This window comes from Paenibacillus sp. LC231 (genome assembly GCF_001860525.1).
In the GTDB taxonomy this organism is placed as follows: domain Bacteria; phylum Bacillota; class Bacilli; order Paenibacillales; family Paenibacillaceae; genus Paenibacillus_AQ.
In genome coordinates, this window is record NZ_JFOM01000024.1 from 24,006 (window position 1) to 41,165 (window position 17,160).

At 51.3% G+C, this 17,160-nt stretch carries 16 protein-coding genes; 1 reads left to right on the forward strand and 15 read right to left on the reverse strand.

Features of this window, described 5'->3' with window-relative positions; genetic code table 11:
- Window positions 1-58 precede the first annotated feature (58 nt).
- The 14 genes from spoIIE to pth form a co-directional block, all read right to left on the reverse strand.
- The gene (gene spoIIE, locus AK95_RS16820; RefSeq protein WP_071221074.1) at window positions 59-2,569 is read right to left on the reverse strand and encodes a stage II sporulation protein E; all 2,511 of its coding nucleotides are present in this window, start codon (window positions 2,567-2,569) and stop codon (window positions 59-61) included.
- A gap of 345 nt (window positions 2,570-2,914) precedes the next feature.
- Window positions 2,915-3,403, reverse strand: a complete 489-nt coding sequence (locus tag AK95_RS16825) for a S1 domain-containing RNA-binding protein (RefSeq protein WP_009591896.1) — start codon at window positions 3,401-3,403, stop codon at window positions 2,915-2,917.
- A gap of 114 nt (window positions 3,404-3,517) precedes the next feature.
- Window positions 3,518-3,868 (reverse strand): FtsB family cell division protein, encoded by a 351-nt coding sequence (locus AK95_RS16830; RefSeq protein WP_071221075.1) that lies wholly within the window; start codon window positions 3,866-3,868, stop codon window positions 3,518-3,520.
- An 11-nt stretch (window positions 3,869-3,879) separates the two neighbouring features.
- Window positions 3,880-4,449, reverse strand: a complete 570-nt coding sequence (gene yabQ, locus AK95_RS16835) for a spore cortex biosynthesis protein YabQ (RefSeq protein ID WP_071221076.1) — start codon at window positions 4,447-4,449, stop codon at window positions 3,880-3,882.
- Window positions 4,446-4,727, reverse strand: coding sequence for a sporulation protein YabP (yabP, locus tag AK95_RS16840; RefSeq protein WP_009591926.1), 282 nt, complete (start codon window positions 4,725-4,727; stop codon window positions 4,446-4,448). Before yabP ends, yabQ begins: the two co-directional genes overlap by 4 nt.
- Window positions 4,728-4,947: 220 nt before the next feature.
- Window positions 4,948-5,226, reverse strand: coding sequence for an RNA-binding S4 domain-containing protein (locus AK95_RS16845; RefSeq protein ID WP_071221077.1), 279 nt, complete (start codon window positions 5,224-5,226; stop codon window positions 4,948-4,950).
- Window positions 5,226-5,498, reverse strand: a complete 273-nt coding sequence (locus tag AK95_RS16850) for an HU family DNA-binding protein (protein WP_009591918.1) — start codon at window positions 5,496-5,498, stop codon at window positions 5,226-5,228. The genes AK95_RS16845 and AK95_RS16850 overlap by 1 nt, the downstream gene beginning before the upstream one ends.
- Before the next feature lie 166 nt (window positions 5,499-5,664).
- Complete coding sequence (gene yabN / locus AK95_RS16855; protein ID WP_071221078.1) at window positions 5,665-7,179, reverse strand: bifunctional methyltransferase/pyrophosphohydrolase YabN; 1,515 nt, start codon at window positions 7,177-7,179, stop codon at window positions 5,665-5,667.
- 93 nt (window positions 7,180-7,272) lie between these two features.
- Window positions 7,273-8,952, reverse strand: coding sequence for a putative polysaccharide biosynthesis protein (locus AK95_RS16860; protein WP_071221079.1), 1,680 nt, complete (start codon window positions 8,950-8,952; stop codon window positions 7,273-7,275).
- 198 nt (window positions 8,953-9,150) lie between these two features.
- Window positions 9,151-9,693, reverse strand: coding sequence for a stage V sporulation protein T (spoVT, locus tag AK95_RS16865; RefSeq protein WP_071221080.1), 543 nt, complete (start codon window positions 9,691-9,693; stop codon window positions 9,151-9,153).
- Between the two features lie 326 nt (window positions 9,694-10,019).
- On the reverse strand, window positions 10,020-11,105 hold the full coding sequence (locus AK95_RS16870; protein WP_071221081.1) for a peptidylprolyl isomerase: 1,086 nt from the start codon (window positions 11,103-11,105) through the stop codon (window positions 10,020-10,022).
- Window positions 11,089-14,616, reverse strand: a complete 3,528-nt coding sequence (gene mfd, locus AK95_RS16875; RefSeq protein WP_071221082.1) for a transcription-repair coupling factor — start codon at window positions 14,614-14,616, stop codon at window positions 11,089-11,091. The genes AK95_RS16870 and mfd overlap by 17 nt, the downstream gene beginning before the upstream one ends.
- A 186-nt stretch (window positions 14,617-14,802) precedes the next feature.
- Complete coding sequence (locus AK95_RS16880) at window positions 14,803-15,033, reverse strand: anti-sigma-F factor Fin family protein (RefSeq protein WP_006207424.1); 231 nt, start codon at window positions 15,031-15,033, stop codon at window positions 14,803-14,805.
- A gap of 127 nt (window positions 15,034-15,160) precedes the next feature.
- A complete protein-coding gene (gene pth / locus AK95_RS16885) occupies window positions 15,161-15,724 on the reverse strand; it encodes an aminoacyl-tRNA hydrolase (protein ID WP_071221083.1) in 564 nt (187 codons plus the stop codon).
- A gap of 107 nt (window positions 15,725-15,831) precedes the next feature.
- Between pth and AK95_RS16890 the strand changes: the two genes are divergently transcribed.
- Complete coding sequence (locus tag AK95_RS16890; protein ID WP_071221084.1) at window positions 15,832-16,032, forward strand: hypothetical protein; 201 nt, start codon at window positions 15,832-15,834, stop codon at window positions 16,030-16,032.
- A gap of 153 nt (window positions 16,033-16,185) precedes the next feature.
- Here AK95_RS16890 and AK95_RS16895 read toward each other — a convergent pair whose 3' ends face one another.
- Window positions 16,186-17,139: a ribose-phosphate diphosphokinase gene (locus AK95_RS16895; protein ID WP_006207421.1), complete on the reverse strand. Its 954-nt coding sequence runs from the start codon at window positions 17,137-17,139 to the stop codon at window positions 16,186-16,188.
- Window positions 17,140-17,160: the final 21 nt, after the last annotated feature.

Consider the following 17,160-nt stretch of genomic DNA (forward strand, 5'->3'; position numbering starts at 1 on the left):
TCTCCGGGGTCCTCCATTTCCCGGGTAATCACTTAGTTTATCTATTTTATCTATCGCATCAGCTAACCGTTCGCGGCCGCTCCATTCGGGCGAAGCCCGGAACATGCACATTCGACCATTCCGGATGGAAGTGATCCACACGCCCGACCACCACCGTCATATCATCATGTATTTGATTCTGTTGATAGCGAATCACCTTCTCCAGCAAACAATCGGCTATTTCCTGCGGATCCTCGCTGTTCACCTCCTGAATCATTCGTTTCATCCATAGCTCCTTGTTCACCGCATAACCCGGCGCATCATATATGCCATCCGTCATCATGATGAGAACATCACCGGCTTGCAGCTGTAACGACACCAGATCCACTTCGATATCCTGAATAATCCCGATCGGGAGATTGCTGGCCGAGACCGGTATGACATCATTCCCCCGCTTGATAAAGCTTGGCGTCGAACCGATCTTCATAAAGGTGGTTTGAGCCGTATATTGATCAATTAGGGCCATATCGACCGTAGCATAGATTTCATCCGGTGAACGCAGCATAAGGATGGAGTTCACCGATTTGATCGCCAGCTTCTCATCCATCCCGGATTGAAGCAGCTGTTCTAATATATTCAGAGCCGAGCTGCTCTCAAGCCGAGCCCTTTCCCCGTTGCCCATACCATCACTAAGTGCTACCGCAAACGTCCCGTTCCCCAACTCGACCGTACTGAAGCTGTCACCTGATAAAATATCTCCTCCCTTAGCCGCTGCGGCTACGCCCGTCATAATTTCATATGTTTTCGCTGAGCCGAATCGCACGGTGGCCAATCCATCCCTTGGATGGGTCAAGGTCTCTTCCATTACGGCGATATGCTCCCCGAGAATGTCGGACAGCAGCGGTCCGATAATCTTCCTGCATTCGTCATAACCCCGGGTATACGCATGAACGATCTCAATCTCAACCTGCCCGGAGTCTAAACTGATGATATCAATGCCTTGAATCGATAACCCCAGCTGTTGAAGCGCTTCACGAATCTGTTCTTCCTGTATGTGCATCGTCTGGCTTTCCCGCTTAATCTCTCGTGCCAAGTCTTCCATAACCTGCGAAACCCCGGATAATTGTTCCGCTACCAGATGTCGGCTATCGTATATTTGGCGTTTCCACTGCATATCATGTTGGTAAAGATGATACTGCTGCTTGAGGATGCCAAGCACCTCCTCCTTCTTGGCACAGATCCGGCTCCATTCCGGCGGCAGATCGTCTGCTTCCATCTGAGGATTCTCCTCGATGGAGGTCATCATATCGGTCATGTATTTATAAGTCTGGTAAAACTTCATGTCCCAGCACTGATTCCGTTTAAAGCATGTGGCACAGCTGCCCTCCGCCACGGCATTCATGAAATGATTCATCTCCTCCGTTTGTTTGCCCGGAGGCTGTATAACCCCGGACGTTTGTCCGAAGCTTTGCGAGAGCTGCCGGAACACCCGGGAAAATTGGGTCACACGATCCGCCGTAAGATCCCTGACCCGCTTGGCATATTCATGCTGTGAACGGGTATGATCCTGCGTGCCTGGCACATATTTGCCTATTGCCTGCATCACGCTCTTGGGCGTAATGAGGAATAACACGATAGCCGCGCAGGTTTCCCAAGTGGAGATCATCACTTCTCCAGGATTGCTGAAATAGATGGAGAGAATGGTAGCCCCGAGCAGCATTCCCAGTGAAACGCCGCCTTTCTTCCCTTCCTTCAGCATACCGGCGAGCATCCCGGAGAAGGCGAGCAGACTCATCTGGGAGAATGCCGAAATGTTGGCAAGACTGAGGATGAGGCCTGTTACTACACCAACCGAGGCGCCTAGCGGAGCTCCCCCGACTAGAGCAAACAATAGAATTAAGTATCGGGATAGGACATGCTCTACCGACAGGGATTGGATCGTCCAGCCAACGGCTCCTGTCATGACCGACGCCAGCAAAATGATGATACATAGAATTTCTTCATTTCGAAGAGCATGTGTTTTTTTACGAAGTGTCAGCACCGGAATCGCCTGGATAAAGACCAGTGTCAGTACAAAGCTGAGTACGGCGTTCAGGGTGAGCATCATCATGGAATACCAGGTAATGCTGGGTCCGATAAGAACACTGAACAGATTCACGAAGAAGGTGGAGACAAATACCATCAGCGGCGCATACGACAATTCTGCCCGATCATAGGTCTCCAATCCCCGCATCATAAAGTAAAAGATCAAGATTTCTGCCGGTACCATCCATGCCACTGGAAAGGACGCAAATAAACTACCTGCAACGATCGCTGCGCCTACCGGCAGCAATACATCACGACGCATAAAGGCAATAACTGCAAAATAAGCGACTGCAAATGGAGACAGCTCCCCCAGAATCATAGCTCGTCCGAGCAGAAAACCCATGAAGGTTAGCAGAATCATCCACTTCTTAGCGGCCAGGAAGTGGATGGGACGCTGCAGGAAAGGCAGCTGCCCTAACCGTTCTGTTACACGGGCACGAATGGAACCCGCTCCCCCTTTAACCGCCTCAGTACCCGGAAACATCACCAGATTTCTTTTATCCATTACGCTGGCACCCCATTCTTCACGAATTTGTTGGTCCCATTATAAAACCCCTGTTCAGGAAAGTTTGTCAGAACACCGGACAAGCCCGAAAGAAATTTCCGACAAAATCAACGTGTCATGCGAACGTTCGGGAAAAGAGCGTTCATCCCCCGCGCCCAGCGGTGTTTCCACGGGTCAAGCCTGCAGCATTCTTGCGGATCATTTCCCGAATTGAGGCGGACATCCCGTGCTCATTTCATACGACAGCGCCGTAAAATGCGTAGGAACCTGTCGTACCCTTGGATGCAACGACAAAAAAACCGCAGAAGGCGATTTCCCTCTGCGGTCAGTTTATATTTTATCGAATTACATACGTTTGGCTCCGCGTCCACCGCGTTTGCCTTCCGTATTCTTCTTAAGCGAAGAGATCCGTTCTTCACTGTCTTTTAGGAAGCGTGACATTTTATCCTCAAATGAAGGCTTGTTGGCCGCAGGCTTAAACGGGCGTCCGCCGCGTTCACGGTTGAATCCTCCACCACCGCCACCTCCGAATCGTTCTCCGCCGCCTCCACTGCGTTCCGGTCTCGGTGCGCGGGGTGGACGACTTTCGGAAGCCGGCTTGTCGACAGCCTGCTTGATCGAAAGACCGATCTTGCCGTCCTTGTCGACATTAATCACCTTCACGGTTACGACGTCGTTGATTTTCAAATGATCGTTGACATCCTTAACGTAATTGTCGGCGATCTCCGAGATGTGAACGAGACCCGTGACACCTCCTGACAGATCCACAAATGCTCCAAAATGCGTTATGCCTGTCACCTTGCCCTCTAACTTGGTGCCCACTTCAATTGCCATAGAATAAAATGATCCTCCCTTAAAAATATACAGTCCGATTTAGAAATCGCGCTGCGGTGATTTGATTATACGATAATGACCTAAACAAGGTCAACAGACGTCTGTCATGCCTAATTACGGCTTTTCGCCCGAATTTTGGGGCTGAATGATCGGCGTCTCATTTGGCAGATACAGTCCAAACTTCTTGCGGGCAATCTGCCCGATATATTCAGGGTCCTTCAATCGCTCCACTTCATGAGAAATCTGGATTAGCGACTGTTCAACGGACTTATAATCCTCTTGCTTTTGAGCAAGCGCTTCGTTCTGATTACGGATGCGGTCATTCTGGGACCAGAGCGTTGAACCTGCCCAGATCAAAAACAGCGCCATCATCGCCACAAACATTCTTTTACGCCGGCGTGCGCCCTTGTTCTTTGTCTTGGTTTGTTGGGGAGCCTGCTTCGACGGATCAGCAAATCTTCCCATGACCATACCTCCTAAAACCAGCGCTTCCACGCCTTAATAACCTTGTCCGCGAATTGCTTGCTCCATGCCGGCAGCCTGACTCTGGATGTGATCGGTCTCAGCATCCATTTCAAGAGTCGCCAAAAAGGCATGAGGCATTTAAGGACTAAACGCAACAGCGACAGGAGAAACTTCCATAGAAACCTTAACAATCCCAAGATGAGCATCAGGATTCCTTTGATGGGATTCCACACTAACATACGGAACAGCTTGTACAAAAAGGTCAATAAGCCTTTTGTCACTTGAATTAACATTACCACAAAACGCTGGGTTATGACACTCCATAATAAAAAATAGATCCAAACCCCTATAAACAGGCCCACAAACACATAAAAACGCAGTTGACCGTCATTGGTCACGTACAACATGCGAAAAATGAAGAAGGCTGCCGCAATCCAGTAAAGGAAGTCCAGGGTATGCTTGGACCATTGCGGGAAACGGAGCTGCCCTGCCAGCACCCGGTAGCTGTCGAAGGCGACTCCCATCGCTGCTCCGGAGAAGAGCATCCAGAGCAGCGTGATCCATTGTACGCTGGGGTTCATTTAAACAGCTTACCCAGCAGACTCTTGTTCTTGGTCTGCGAACCGGGATTCAAATAAATCAGTGAATGCACCTGACCTTCAATCGACAAAAGCCCCTCTTCCAGGCTGAGATTTTTAATATGTAAATTTTGCCCCCGAATGGTGAGATGCCCAAGCTCGGTTTGAAGCAGAAATTCTTCGCTATCAAAGCTCTCCACATTTTGGACACCCGTAATGTCCAGCAGCTTCCGGTTCTGCATCCGCAGGTCATGAAACTTACCCTTCCCTTGGTCGATCATGGCATGTACCCCTCCTTTTAACAATAGCTTATGGGAAGGTGCCTGTCTTTAGAACCGGAAGAAGAACAACCGCCTCAGGAATGATCGTGACGCTGCGACGAAAGCCAGGCGAAAGAAAGAGAGCAGGAGCTCCAATGGTTTATACCATCCATGATAAACATAAAAACGCCCCCCACACCATATGGTGAGAGGGACGTTTGATGGAACGGCTTTGGGCTGCTTACCAGTCCAATCCGCGATCTTTAACGATCGGTTCTTCCTTGACCAAGGTGTAGAGGCTGGTCGCCTCATCTTTACGGGTTGTCTCGGTAAGACGCTCGACCCGGACGGTCACCAGCTTCTGGCCAAACTGGACGGTGATCTCATCGCCCAATTTAACCGTGCTGCTCGCCTTGGCCTCGCGGCCATTGATCAGCACCCGACCTTGATCCGATACATCTTTCGCTACGGTACGCCGCTTGATTAACCTCGATACTTTCAGGAATTTATCGACGCGCATTATTTTACGGCTTCTTTAAGCTTGTTACCTGCCTTGAACGCAGGAACGTTGGATTCTGGAATTTCGATCGTGTTACCTGTTTGCGGGTTGCGGCCAGTACGTCCAGCGCGCTTGCGAGTTTCGAATGTACCAAAGCCGATCAATTGAACTTTATCGCCATTAGCCAAAGCTTCAGTGATTTCGCCAAGGAAGCCGTTCAGGACGTTCTCTACGTCTTTTTTTGTCAAACCACTTTTACCGGAAATGTTGTTGATCAGATCTGTTTTGTTCATGAATTAAATCCTCCCAATTATCAGAAAAATATAAGATTTTACGGTTATTCGGTTAAACCGCCTTGCAATCTGCAAGATTTCACCATTAATGATTATTCTGGATGCCTTGCGGAATTCCTGCCGCAAATCCCTATTTTTTTATTTTTTACGTGAAAAGTTGCCCTTTTCACACGTCGATGCCGCCGTTTTGTGCCGATCCCGATTTAGCTGCCTGCCATAGGGCTTCCATCTCGTCCAGAGTACTTGCCTGCAAGGTTTTCCCCTGGGCGGCAAGCTTCTCCTCTATGTAGCTGAAGCGACTGACAAACTTTCGGTTCGTTCTCGAAAGCGCCTCTTCCGGATCCGAACCGATAAATCTTGCCGCATTGGAGACCGCGAACAGCAGATCGCCGAGCTCTAGTGCTGTGTCCTCATCAGACTGGCCCTCGGTCACCGCCTGCCTCAGTTCACCGAGTTCCTCTTCAATCTTCTGGAACACGCCTTCGATATTATCCCAATCGAAACCAACCTTGGATGCCTTCTTCTGGAGCTTGTACGCCTTCATCAAGGCGGGAAGATCCCGCGGGATGCCATCCAGCGCCGAGGCTTTCTCTGGTGAGAGCCCCTTGCGACGCTTCTCTTCCGCTTTCATCTGCTCCCAGTTCTGAAGGGCAGATTCCGCGTCTTTGGCGCTGCTCTCGCCAAAGACATGCGGGTGGCGGAAGATCAGCTTGTCATTCAGCGCTTGAATGACATCATACACCGTAAAGGTACCAAGCTCCTCTTCCATCTGGGAATGCAGCATAATCTGCAGCAGCAGATCCCCAAGTTCTTCCTGCATATGCTCAGGATCATCCTCATCAATCGTCTCCAATACCTCGTAGGTTTCTTCGATGAGATTTTTGCGGATGGATTCGTGGGTCTGCTCGCGGTCCCACGGACAGCCTTCAGGACTGCGGAGAATGCCAACGATCTCATGGAGCCGGGCAAACGTTCGCTGCCTTAGCTTGCTGTCATCGCTTCGGGGTACGTAGATCAGCGACAAATTCCCGTAGCCGTCGATACGATCGAGTTCAAAGAGCGGTACTTGCTGTATCGCTTCCTCGCCCTCAACGCCCAGCGCATGGCCGACAATGACTGGATAATCGTCCGGATACAGCTCCATCAGCGCCAGTTTAACTTCCGAAGCCGTAAACATGTCATACACCTGGCCGATCAGGGTATGCAGCTGCGGCTGGATGACGCTTGCCCGAAGCTCAGCCGCATCGAGAAGCTGGAAGCCCTCAATGGGATCGAAATCAAGGCGAACGAAGGCCTCGTCCAGAAAACTCTCACCGCCGAGCACCGTAAGGGTCACATGCTCTCCCGGGCAGCGTTCCCGTAATAACCGAACTGTTGCCTCCGCTACCATGGGATGCCCGGGCACCGCGTAGACAATCTCGCGATCCTCCTCAGCAGCTTTGGCCAAGTTGATTAGCGCGGATGCAATGGATTCGTACACCTCGGGAAAGGTGTCATACGCTTCATAGACATGGTCAAACGATTCCGGTTCAATCTGGAATTCATTCAACGCAGCAATGACGGGATGAGATAATGTACGCACATACACCTTCGATGCCCGCTGCATGGTTTTTATGATACCTATCGTCAATCGATCCGGATTGCCAGAACCCAAGCCGACCACCGTAATGGATGCACTCATACGCTACTTCCTTTCGTCTTCGTCCGCCTTGTCGACGTCATTATCGTACACTACTATAGCACAGAAGATCAAACATCTCACAATCGGCCCGGTTCAGCGCAGCACACGCAGGGCCCGCAAGAAGGCTGCCAGTGGTCTTCCGACCTTCGGCAGCATTCGAAGCTCCTCCTCGGTGAGGAGCTTCGTGAGCGCGGCGCCGATAAGGAAGGCGCCGCATCCGGCCGCGACGCCGCTCAGGCTCGCTGCCGCGTGGGTGAGGCGGCCTGGGGCGAAGCCGGCCGCCGCCAGAATGCCGCCGGCTGCCTCACCTGCGGCCCAGGCGGCCAGCGCCACCGCGGCGAGGACCGGCAGCGTCCTCGCGAGCATGCCGCCGGCGTCAAGGCGGGCGCCGGCGCTTCGCGAGAGCAGCGCGAGGTTGAGCGCGGCGGCGGTCAGATGCGCGGCCACGCCGGCGATGGCTGCGCCGGTAATGCCAAACTGCGGCACCAGCAGCAGGTTGAGCAGCAGCTTGAGCCCTGCCGCAGCCAGCAGATGAACCGCCGGGGCCTTTACAATGCCGATGCCTTGAAGCAGCGCGGCTGTAATCGTGCTCAGCGTACCCCCGGCGGCTGTAAAGGCAATCACCTGCATCGTCACCGTCCCTGCGGCATCCTCGTACAGCATGACGTTAATCGGCTCAGCCAGCACTGCCAAGCCTACGGAGGCCGTCATCCCGATCAGCCAAAACCAGCGGAGGGCCATGCGGGTTTGGCTTGCAACCCGGCTGGACTCTCCCTTGAACTTGGCCTCTGCCAGGGCAGGGATAAACAGAACCGACAACGAAGTGGCCAGCATCGTAACCAGCTGGACAAGCGGCAGTCCGCGGTTATAGACCCCAAACTCTGCCATAGCCGTTGCTTCGCCCAGTCCGCCGGATGTTAATAACCGGGGCACCGTGAAGGTATCCACCAGTCCAATCAGCGGAACCGCGAGCAGACTAAGACAGACCGGAATTCCATAAGCAAGCAGGCGGCCAAGGAGAACACCCGCTCCCTCTCTAGATACATCGGCACGCACCCTCGTTTCGTTCATACCCGCTGCGCTGATTCCGTGACCAACTTTTCCTTGTGCTTTACTCCGAGTTGCCCGGAGATGCTTGCGCCAGTACAGTCCCATCACCACCAGACCGGCAGCTCCACCGGCAGCAGATCCGAGCAGTGCCCCGGCGGCAATCACATCGGAATCGGCACCAGCCCGTATCATGTAAAGGAGCAGCGCAATCATAACCCCGACACGGACAACCTGCTCCGTAATCTGGGAGATCGCCGTCGGCACCATATTGTGCAGCCCTTGAAAATAACCGCGGAGGACCGACATCCAAGGCACGAATGCCAGCGCCAATGCGCCTGCGCGGAGGGCGGGTACAACCTGACTGCTTCCGATCCACATTCCGATCCACGGAGCACAGACATACATCAGCAAGCCGAGAATCATACCGAACAGCACCAACGAGGCGGAAGAAAGTCGGAGCAGGCGATGACCGTCCTCGGTGCGCCCTTCAGCCTCATATTCTGCCACATATTTGGAGACCGCTGCAGGGAAACCGACCGCCGCTATCGTAATGATCATCATATAGAACGGATAAACCGTATTATAGATGCCAAAGACGGCATCCCCGCCCATATTTTGCAGCGGTATTTTTTGCAGTGTGCCAATCAATTTGGACAAAAGCGCGGCCGCACTGAGAATAAACGCTCCCTGTAGAAGCCTTGCCCCTGTTTGATCTGGTTTCATATCCTCTTCCAATCCCCTAGTTTCTTTTTCCGTAACATAGACCCATCATCATTCAGATGCTGCCATATGCACATCCATTATAACCAAGGGTGTGAGCGTGGTACAAAAAAAGAAACCGGACAACAAAAACTCCCAGCTGCCGATTGACCTGTGATCAACGTTCAGCGGGAGTCTCCATCAAGGATTCATGTCCTCGTCTTACTGTTCCATTTGCTTGCCGAGGAAGCCAGCAGCAGTTTCAGACATCTTCACTTCCATCTCACCCATGTTCACGGATTCGTCCTTGTTCAGCAGCACAACACTGCCAATCGGGTCTCCACCAGCAATGATAGGCGCAGCGACAAATGCGGACAGCGTTTCCGGATTGTCTTTACTGATCTCATACGTACCGCTGTTGCTTTCCAGCACCGTCTTGCGATTTTCCATGCAGTTTTCCAGAAGGTTGCCGATCGGCTTGTCCAAATACTCCTTCTTGGAGCCGCCTGCTACAGCGATAAATGTATCACGGTCCGATATGATCGTGATGTGACCTGTGCTCTCATAAAGGGACTCTGCATATTCCTTCGCAAAATCACCTAACTCACCGATCGGTGAATATTTCTTCAGAATGACTTCTCCATCCCGGTCAACGAAAATTTCCAGCGGGTCGCCTTCGCGAATCCGCAGTGTGCGTCTAATTTCTTTTGGAATGACCACGCGCCCGAGGTCATCAATACGGCGGACGATACCAGTAGCTTTCATGTCACTTGTTGCCCCACTTTCATAAGAAGATTTTTCAACTACTGTTCCATTCGGGAAGAGGATGTCCCCAGGTATATAAGAGTTAATGTCTGACCATAGTATTCATCCATTCCCAATTCCTTATACATCATCTACCCTCTGTTGGTTGCGAAATCCAAAAATAAATATCATTCGAAAGAGACTGACGTCAAGGGAGAAAAAATCCATAACGCGCGATTTCGCACGTTATGGATTCGAAGACCCCACCATTTCTTCCGTGCGCTGGCATACATCCGGCATTGCCCCAACGCATTACAATATCATTGCCCGACCGCTTGTCTGCGGGCTTATTTACCTGTGTCGTCCTTGCCTGCATCCGGTGTTTGATTACCTTCCGCCGGTTTGTCGGTTGTACCGTCTGTCTTCTGGTCTCCCGTGCCCTCGGCAGGCTTGTCCGCATTCTCGCTTTTCGGAAGATTCATGCTCTCAATCAGGTCGTTAAGCTCATTCTGCATGAAGTTGTCGATCTTCGCCGAAGCCAGCTCATTTCGAATGCCTTCCTTCTGATCGGCAGGCAGCTTGTCGTAAGACACTTCCTCACGCTTCTCCACTTTCATGACATGGTAGCCGTAATCGGTTTCTACCGGGTCGCTGATTTTGTTCAGTTCCAGCGTTAAGGCCTTTTCCTTGAATTGAGGCACCCAGCTGCCTGCGGGTTTGTTCTCGTACAGACCCCCGCTGTCCTTGGAGCCCGGGTCCTGGGAGTATTCCTTCGCCAAAGCAGCAAAATCCTCCCCTTTATTTAGCTTGGACTGTACTTCCTTGGCAATTTTGAGCGCCTCGCCCTCCGGTCTCTCCTTGCCTTCGGTATCTTGAAAACCAATCAGGACATGACGAACGCTAATGTTGGTATAATCCTTTTTGTTCGCATCGAATTCCTTCTTGATATCCTCTTCTTTCACCTGATTCTTCTCGTGCTCCATGACGGTCATGACGCGAAGCATATAATTTTTGAGGTCGTCTTCCGTCAATTTCTGCGATTCCAGAGCAGCTTTAAACTGCTCCTCGCCCATTCCGCTCTTCTGCTGCTTTAACAAGTCATCCGCTTGCTTCCCGGCAGCTTCCTTCGCTTTATCGTCGGCTTTGGCGTACAGGTATTCATAGGCTACCCCCTGTTTCGCCAAATACTCTTTAAATTCATCCATTTGTAAAAATTGGGCGTACTCCGGGGACATGAACTGAATCATGCGCTGTTCCAGATCAAATTCCTTCTCGGTAATTTCTCCACCCTTATATTTGACGATAACTTTGCTATTATCATCTTCGGTTCCCTTAGTCTTGTCGTTTCCGCACGCAGCGATCATCGACATGGATAGCACTGCTGTGATGGATACAATAAACGTCTTCCATGCCTTGTTATTTCTTGACGGCATTTTGTAGTTCTCCCTTCAGGTTGAATGGCCCTCTTGCGGCCTCCAGGAATTGCTCCAGCAATTCTAACAGTTGTTGATCGGAAAGTCCCTTGCCTTTGATTCGAATGGCCATAGTCGGCCCTTGTTCAAATTGTACACGTCTTTCGAACATATTTCCAATTTGCGCAAGCCCTGTTGTATCAACCGCTTTGTCCTGCCCTTCATAAAACTGCAGCAGCACATCATCGCCGCGCTGAATAATGGAGTCGATCCCGTACGTACGACCATATACCTTCAAACGGGATACGGCAAGCAGGTTACTTACCGCAAGCGGCAGCTCGCCAAAGCGGTCAAGCAGCTCGTCCTCAAGCTCAGCCGATTCGTCGATAGACGAAACGACAGCCACTTTTTTATAAATTTCGATCTTCTGAATGCTGTCATAAATGTAATCAGACGGCAAGTAAGCATCAATCCCCAGATCGATCGAGGTGTTCCAGTCCTTCGATGGCAATGGCGGCTCACCCAGCATGCTGACTTTGCGCTTCTGAATCTCCTCCGCCAGCATCTGTGAATACAAATCAAACCCGACGGAAGCAATAAAGCCATGCTGCTCCGCTCCGAGCAGGTTGCCCGCTCCGCGAATCGACAGGTCCCGCATCGCAATCTTGAATCCGGAGCCAAGCTCCGTGAATTCTTTAATGGACTGCAGCCGCTTCTCGGCCACTTCGGTCAACACCTTATCCCGTTGGTACGTGAAATAAGCATATGCGATTCGGTTGGAACGTCCGACGCGTCCGCGCAGCTGATATAGCTGGGAGAGGCCCATTTTGTCCGCATCATGCACGATAAGCGTATTGACATTCGGGATATCCACGCCCGTCTCAATAATGCTCGTGCTCACCAATACGTCGTATTCGCCGTCCAGGAAGTCGAGAATAGTCTTCTCCAGCTCCGTTTCCGACATTTGGCCGTGTCCGACCCCCACTCGGGCCTCCGGTACCAGCATGGATATCTGGGCTGCCATCTCCTGAATGCCCTGAACCCGATTGTAAAGATAGTAAACTTGACCGCCCCGGGCCAGCTCTCGCTCGATCGCTTCCCGCACCAGGGTCTGGCTATGCTCTACGACATAAGTCTGCACTGGAAAACGATTCTCCGGCGGTGTCTCGATGACGGACAAATCCCGAACACCGAGCATCGACATATGCAGCGTGCGCGGAATCGGCGTTGCCGTCAGCGTCAGCACGTCGACATTGGTCTTCAGCTTCTTCAATTTCTCCTTATGCGTAACGCCAAACCGCTGCTCCTCATCCACGATCAGCAGTCCCAGATCCTTGAACACAATATCCTGCGACAGCAGTCGATGCGTTCCGATCAGAATATCGACGGAGCCCTGCTTTACTTTCTTGATCGTCTCATTCTGCTCCTTACGGCTCCGGAAACGGCTCAGCACCTGAATGTTGATCGGATAATTGGCGAAGCGCTCCCGGAACGTCTCGTAATGCTGCTGGGCCAAAATCGTCGTCGGTACCAGCACCGCAACCTGCTTCCCTTCGATCGCCGCTTTAAAGGCAGCTCGAACCGCCACTTCCGTTTTCCCGTAACCGACATCACCGCACAGGAGCCGGTCCATCGGTCGGTTTTGTTCCATGTCCTTCTTGATTTCGGTAATGGCCCGAAGCTGATCGGGTGTTTCATCATATGGGAACATGTCCTCGAATTCCTGCTGCTCCGACGTATCCTTCTCAAAACCGTATCCAGGCGCAGACTGACGCTCGGCATACAGCTTAATCAGATCGTCGGCGATATCCTGAACGGAAGAACGAACCTTGTTCTTAACCCGTGTCCATTCATTTCCACCCAGCTTGTATACCTTCGGCTCCTTATCTTCGGAACCGACATATTTCTGAATGAGATCGATCTGCTCAATCGGAACGGACAGCTTATCGCCCCCGGCATACAAAATATGCATGTAATCCTTATGGATTCCGTTGATTTCGAGCGTCCCGATCCCCATATATTTCCCGATACCGTGGTTTTGATGCACCACATAGTCGCCGACTTTGAGCTCCGTATAACTCTTGATGCGCTCGGCGTTGTCCATATTCTTCGTGGTTTTGCGTGTTTTACGCTGCTTCGAGGAGAACATCTCACTCTCAGTAATAATTGCAGCATGAACCGAAGGCATCTCGAAGCCATTTTGCAAATGCCCTTCATACATCACCGGTTCTTCGATGCCATAGTCCAGCAACACCCGCCGCATGCGGTCCATCCGCTCTGCATCGCCTGCCAGCATCATGACCTGCACGCCCGACTTCTTCCAGCGTTCCATCTCGGCCTTGAGCACATTCATCTGTCCATGGAAATCCTGCATGCCGCGCGTAATCATATTGACAATATTTTGCGGCTGCATTCTTGGCACCTGACGCAGGAAGATGGAGATCAACAGACTCTGATAGGGATGCTGGTAGATCAGTTCTTCCGTATCCAGCGACAGCGGCAGATCCGGCAGCGATTTGCCATTTTGCATTAGATGCAAATTCCATTCCGCTTCATCCCGCTCCAGCTGCTTGGCTGTTTCTAACAGCCGAGCAGGCTCATCCATAATCAGAATGGTATCCTTCGGCAAGTAATCATATAAATTGGTCTTCTCCGGATACAACAGGGAGATATATTTATAGATTTCAGGGAAATACATCCGCTCGCGCAGCATCTCAACTTCCCGGTGTATTTCGTCCCGCAAACGGAGCTTGGCCTGACGATCACTCATACGTTCGAGCTGCGTCTCCAGCAGACGGGCCACCGTATCCGCTGTGCGACTAAGCCTCTCCGAATCGGCAATAATTTCCTTGCATGGTGTAATGGTGACTTCCCGGACCTTGTCAATCGAGCGCTGATCCGCCGGGTCAAAGGTACGAATCGAGTCGATATCCTCATCAAACAGTTCTACGCGGTACGCCATTGTCGTTGTCATCGGGTAAAAATCGATGATACCGCCGCGGACACTCATCTCGCCGCGGCTCTCGACACGCTCCACCCGTTCATATCCCATCTCGATCATCTGGTTCAGAAAGGATTCCAGCACGAGTGTCCCGCCGTCATGGAGCACGATTCGGGCATCGGACATCACTTCGGGAGCGGGAAGCAGGCGACGCACGCCGGAAAATGGCGCAACGACAATACCCCGGAATCCTCTTGCACATCGGACGAGAACATCAATCCGCTGCGCCAGAGTCTCGGGGCTTGAAACGGCCGACTCGGCCGCTACCAGCTCATTCGCCGGGTATAATAACACTTGATCCGGTGAGAGCGCTTCCTGTAAATCATCCGCAATTTTCTGGGCTGAAAACATATTATGAGTGACCACGAGCAGCGGGCGCTGCTGGTCCTGGTGCAATGCGGCCATTAAGATCTGTCTGGACGACCCGGAAAGACCGGAGATCAATTGCTCCCTCATGCCGGCTTGGACGCCAGCGGTTATGGATTTGAAGTCCGAATCCTTCGAAAATACATCAATAAGTGCTTGTAACAAAAGGGGGCACCTCTCTTATGCAAAAGAAATGAATTTCCTAGACTCTATTTCTCATGGAATTTTAGACGATTGCCAAAAAATTATAACCGAAAAGAAGCCTTGAGCAAAACTGCCAAGGCTAGAGCAGCGGCAGGACCTGCCGCTGTATGTCTTCTACCAAAAAACGTCCTGTACCCCATTATACTCTCATTGCAGGGGATTTGCCAAAAGGCTTAATTCCGGATGGGCTTCGAGGGCTTCTCTGCAATGATCGCAGGTTACCCGGACCATCACTTCTCCGTTAAAATCATAGGCTATTATATCCTTGCGTTCCTCAGGGGTCAAGGAATCAAATCCGAGACGGGCTTCGGATACGTGATTGGAATCGATGCGGCCCTGAAACGCCCGACAGTGTCTGCAAACATAGGTTATCGCCATCATATGCCTCCTGAAGGTCGTATATACCTTCAGTATGCCCGGAATTCCCTCGTTTAAGACTTCGATTTTCCCGCTGCCTTATGCCCTTGGAATCATCTCTCGGTTGCTTCCATCCTATGATGCTTCTCTAGGACTTGTTGAACTTCGCCATCGTCTGCTCAAAGGTATTGTCCAGACTGAATTCCAGCGCGTCACAAGTCTCCTCTACCATGCTCTGCAACTGTTCGCGTTCCTTCTTCGGAAACGTACCCAGCACATAATCCACAATGGCATAACCCGGCTCAGGCCTCGATATGCCCATTCGGACACGGTTGAAGCTCTGCGTCCCGGTATGCTGAATAATGGATTTAATGCCATTATGTCCTCCGGCACTGCCTTGATATCGCAGGCGGATCTTACCGACGACGGTATCCAAATCATCATAGACCACAATCATGTCTTCAAGACTCACTTTATAATAATCCATATAAGCACGCACGGCCTCGCCTGAAAGATTCATGAACGTCATCGGTTTGATCAGGACCGTTTTGGTGCCACCAATCATTCCTTCCGCGATGACCGATTTGCATTTATTCTGATTGAACTTCATGCCGTGTCGCTCTGCCAGAGCATCCAGCGCCATGAACCCAACATTATGGCGTGTCTTCTCATAATTTGAACCGGGGTTGCCCAGTCCGACAATCCATTTCATCACAGGTTGATTCCTTTCACGATTTATACTTTCTTCTTTGCGCATTTCTGAGTACAATATGAACAAAACCTATCGGCGTTATGCCCTCATAAGAAGGTGAATCGGCATTGAAAGCTTTCGAACAGAAATTAACGCACCACAGTCATTTTCAATACCATATGAAGCATGGCATCCCTGTTCAAGTCTATGAACTGGGTTGTCACATCGACGTGGGTCTGATCACTGCAGTCGACGCCTACTTTGTCGAGCTTGAGGGGACGCTATACAACCGGAATACGTTCACTTTCATCTCCAGGCCCGGATATTGATAACCTGCGCCGCACATATCAGGCCGAAATTATGAAAACGTTTTCTTCCAGACTGTCCACCTGCTCTTGCTATACCCAAGCCGCAAAGTCGCCATAGCCGACAAGGGTTACATCTCCTCATGAGGAGATGTAACCCTGCCTTTACACGGTTTATTATTCTATTTCAAACAATTTACTAATCGACAATTCCTCATGAACCCGGATGATGGCTTCACCCATCAACGGAGCAACCGACAATACCGTCAGCTTGCTGCTCGGGTTCGGATTGGTGATCGGAATGGTGTCTGTTACAACAACTTCCTTCAGCGGGGAGTTTTCCAGGCGCTCATGGGCAGGGCCCGAGAGAACCGGGTGTGTACAGCACGCGTAGACTTCCTTAACGCCGCCTTCCATCAACGCATTGGCACCCAGCACAATCGTACCGGCGGTATCGATAATGTCATCAATCAGAATGGCGGTCTTGCCTTCGATATTCCCGATAATATTCATGACTTCACTGACATTCGGCTCAGGACGGCGTTTATCGATAATCGCCAGCGGCGCATTCAGGAAATCAGCAAGCTTTCTCGCGCGAACGACACCGCCGTGATCCGGAGATACAACGACAGGGTTCTCGATCTGCTTTGAACGGAAATATTGGGCAAGAATCGGCACCCCGAGCAGATGATCCACCGGAATATCGAAAAATCCCTGAATCTGCATCGCATGCAGGTCCATCGTAATGACGCGATGAGCTCCTGCTTTTTCGATCAGATTCGCAACCAGCTTAGCGGTGATCGGATCCCGCGAACGCGCTTTGCGGTCTTGACGGGCATATCCGTAATACGGAATAACCACGTTGATGCTCTTCGCGGATGCCCGCTTGAGCGCATCCACCATAACCAGCAGTTCCATCAGGTTATCATTCACCGGCAAGCAGGTGGACTGCACAATATATACATGGCAGCCCCGCACACTCTCGGAGAGCTTTACTTGAATCTCGCCGTCGCTAAAGCTGGTTGTATGCGATTCCCCCATCGGAATGCCGATATAATCGGCGATTTGATGGGCAAGTTTAGGATTGGAATTACACGTGAATATTTTTAATTTAGAATCAAGATAAGTCATAGAATAAAAACCCTCCGTGCT

Excerpts from the sequence above, each read along its gene's own strand:
- spoIIE (WP_071221074.1), bottom strand. The coding sequence starts at position 2,569 with ATGGATAAAAGAAATCTGGTGATGTTTCCGGGTACTGAGGCGGTTAAA.
- AK95_RS16825 (WP_009591896.1), bottom strand. The coding sequence starts at position 3,403 with ATGGCAATTGAAGTGGGCACCAAGTTAGAGGGCAAGGTGACAGGCATA.
- AK95_RS16830 (WP_071221075.1), bottom strand. The coding sequence starts at position 3,868 with ATGGGAAGATTTGCTGATCCGTCGAAGCAGGCTCCCCAACAAACCAAG.
- yabQ (WP_071221076.1), bottom strand. The coding sequence starts at position 4,449 with ATGAACCCCAGCGTACAATGGATCACGCTGCTCTGGATGCTCTTCTCC.
- yabP (WP_009591926.1), bottom strand. The coding sequence starts at position 4,727 with ATGATCGACCAAGGGAAGGGTAAGTTTCATGACCTGCGGATGCAGAAC.
- AK95_RS16845 (WP_071221077.1), bottom strand. The coding sequence starts at position 5,226 with ATGCGCGTCGATAAATTCCTGAAAGTATCGAGGTTAATCAAGCGGCGT.
- AK95_RS16850 (WP_009591918.1), bottom strand. The coding sequence starts at position 5,498 with ATGAACAAAACAGATCTGATCAACAACATTTCCGGTAAAAGTGGTTTG.
- yabN (WP_071221078.1), bottom strand. The coding sequence starts at position 7,179 with ATGAGTGCATCCATTACGGTGGTCGGCTTGGGTTCTGGCAATCCGGAT.
- AK95_RS16860 (WP_071221079.1), bottom strand. The coding sequence starts at position 8,952 with ATGAAACCAGATCAAACAGGGGCAAGGCTTCTACAGGGAGCGTTTATT.
- spoVT (WP_071221080.1), bottom strand. The coding sequence starts at position 9,693 with ATGAAAGCTACTGGTATCGTCCGCCGTATTGATGACCTCGGGCGCGTG.
- AK95_RS16870 (WP_071221081.1), bottom strand. The coding sequence starts at position 11,105 with ATGCCGTCAAGAAATAACAAGGCATGGAAGACGTTTATTGTATCCATC.
- AK95_RS16880 (WP_006207424.1), bottom strand. The coding sequence starts at position 15,033 with ATGGCGATAACCTATGTTTGCAGACACTGTCGGGCGTTTCAGGGCCGC.
- pth (WP_071221083.1), bottom strand. The coding sequence starts at position 15,724 with ATGAAATGGATTGTCGGACTGGGCAACCCCGGTTCAAATTATGAGAAG.
- AK95_RS16895 (WP_006207421.1), bottom strand. The coding sequence starts at position 17,139 with ATGACTTATCTTGATTCTAAATTAAAAATATTCACGTGTAATTCCAAT.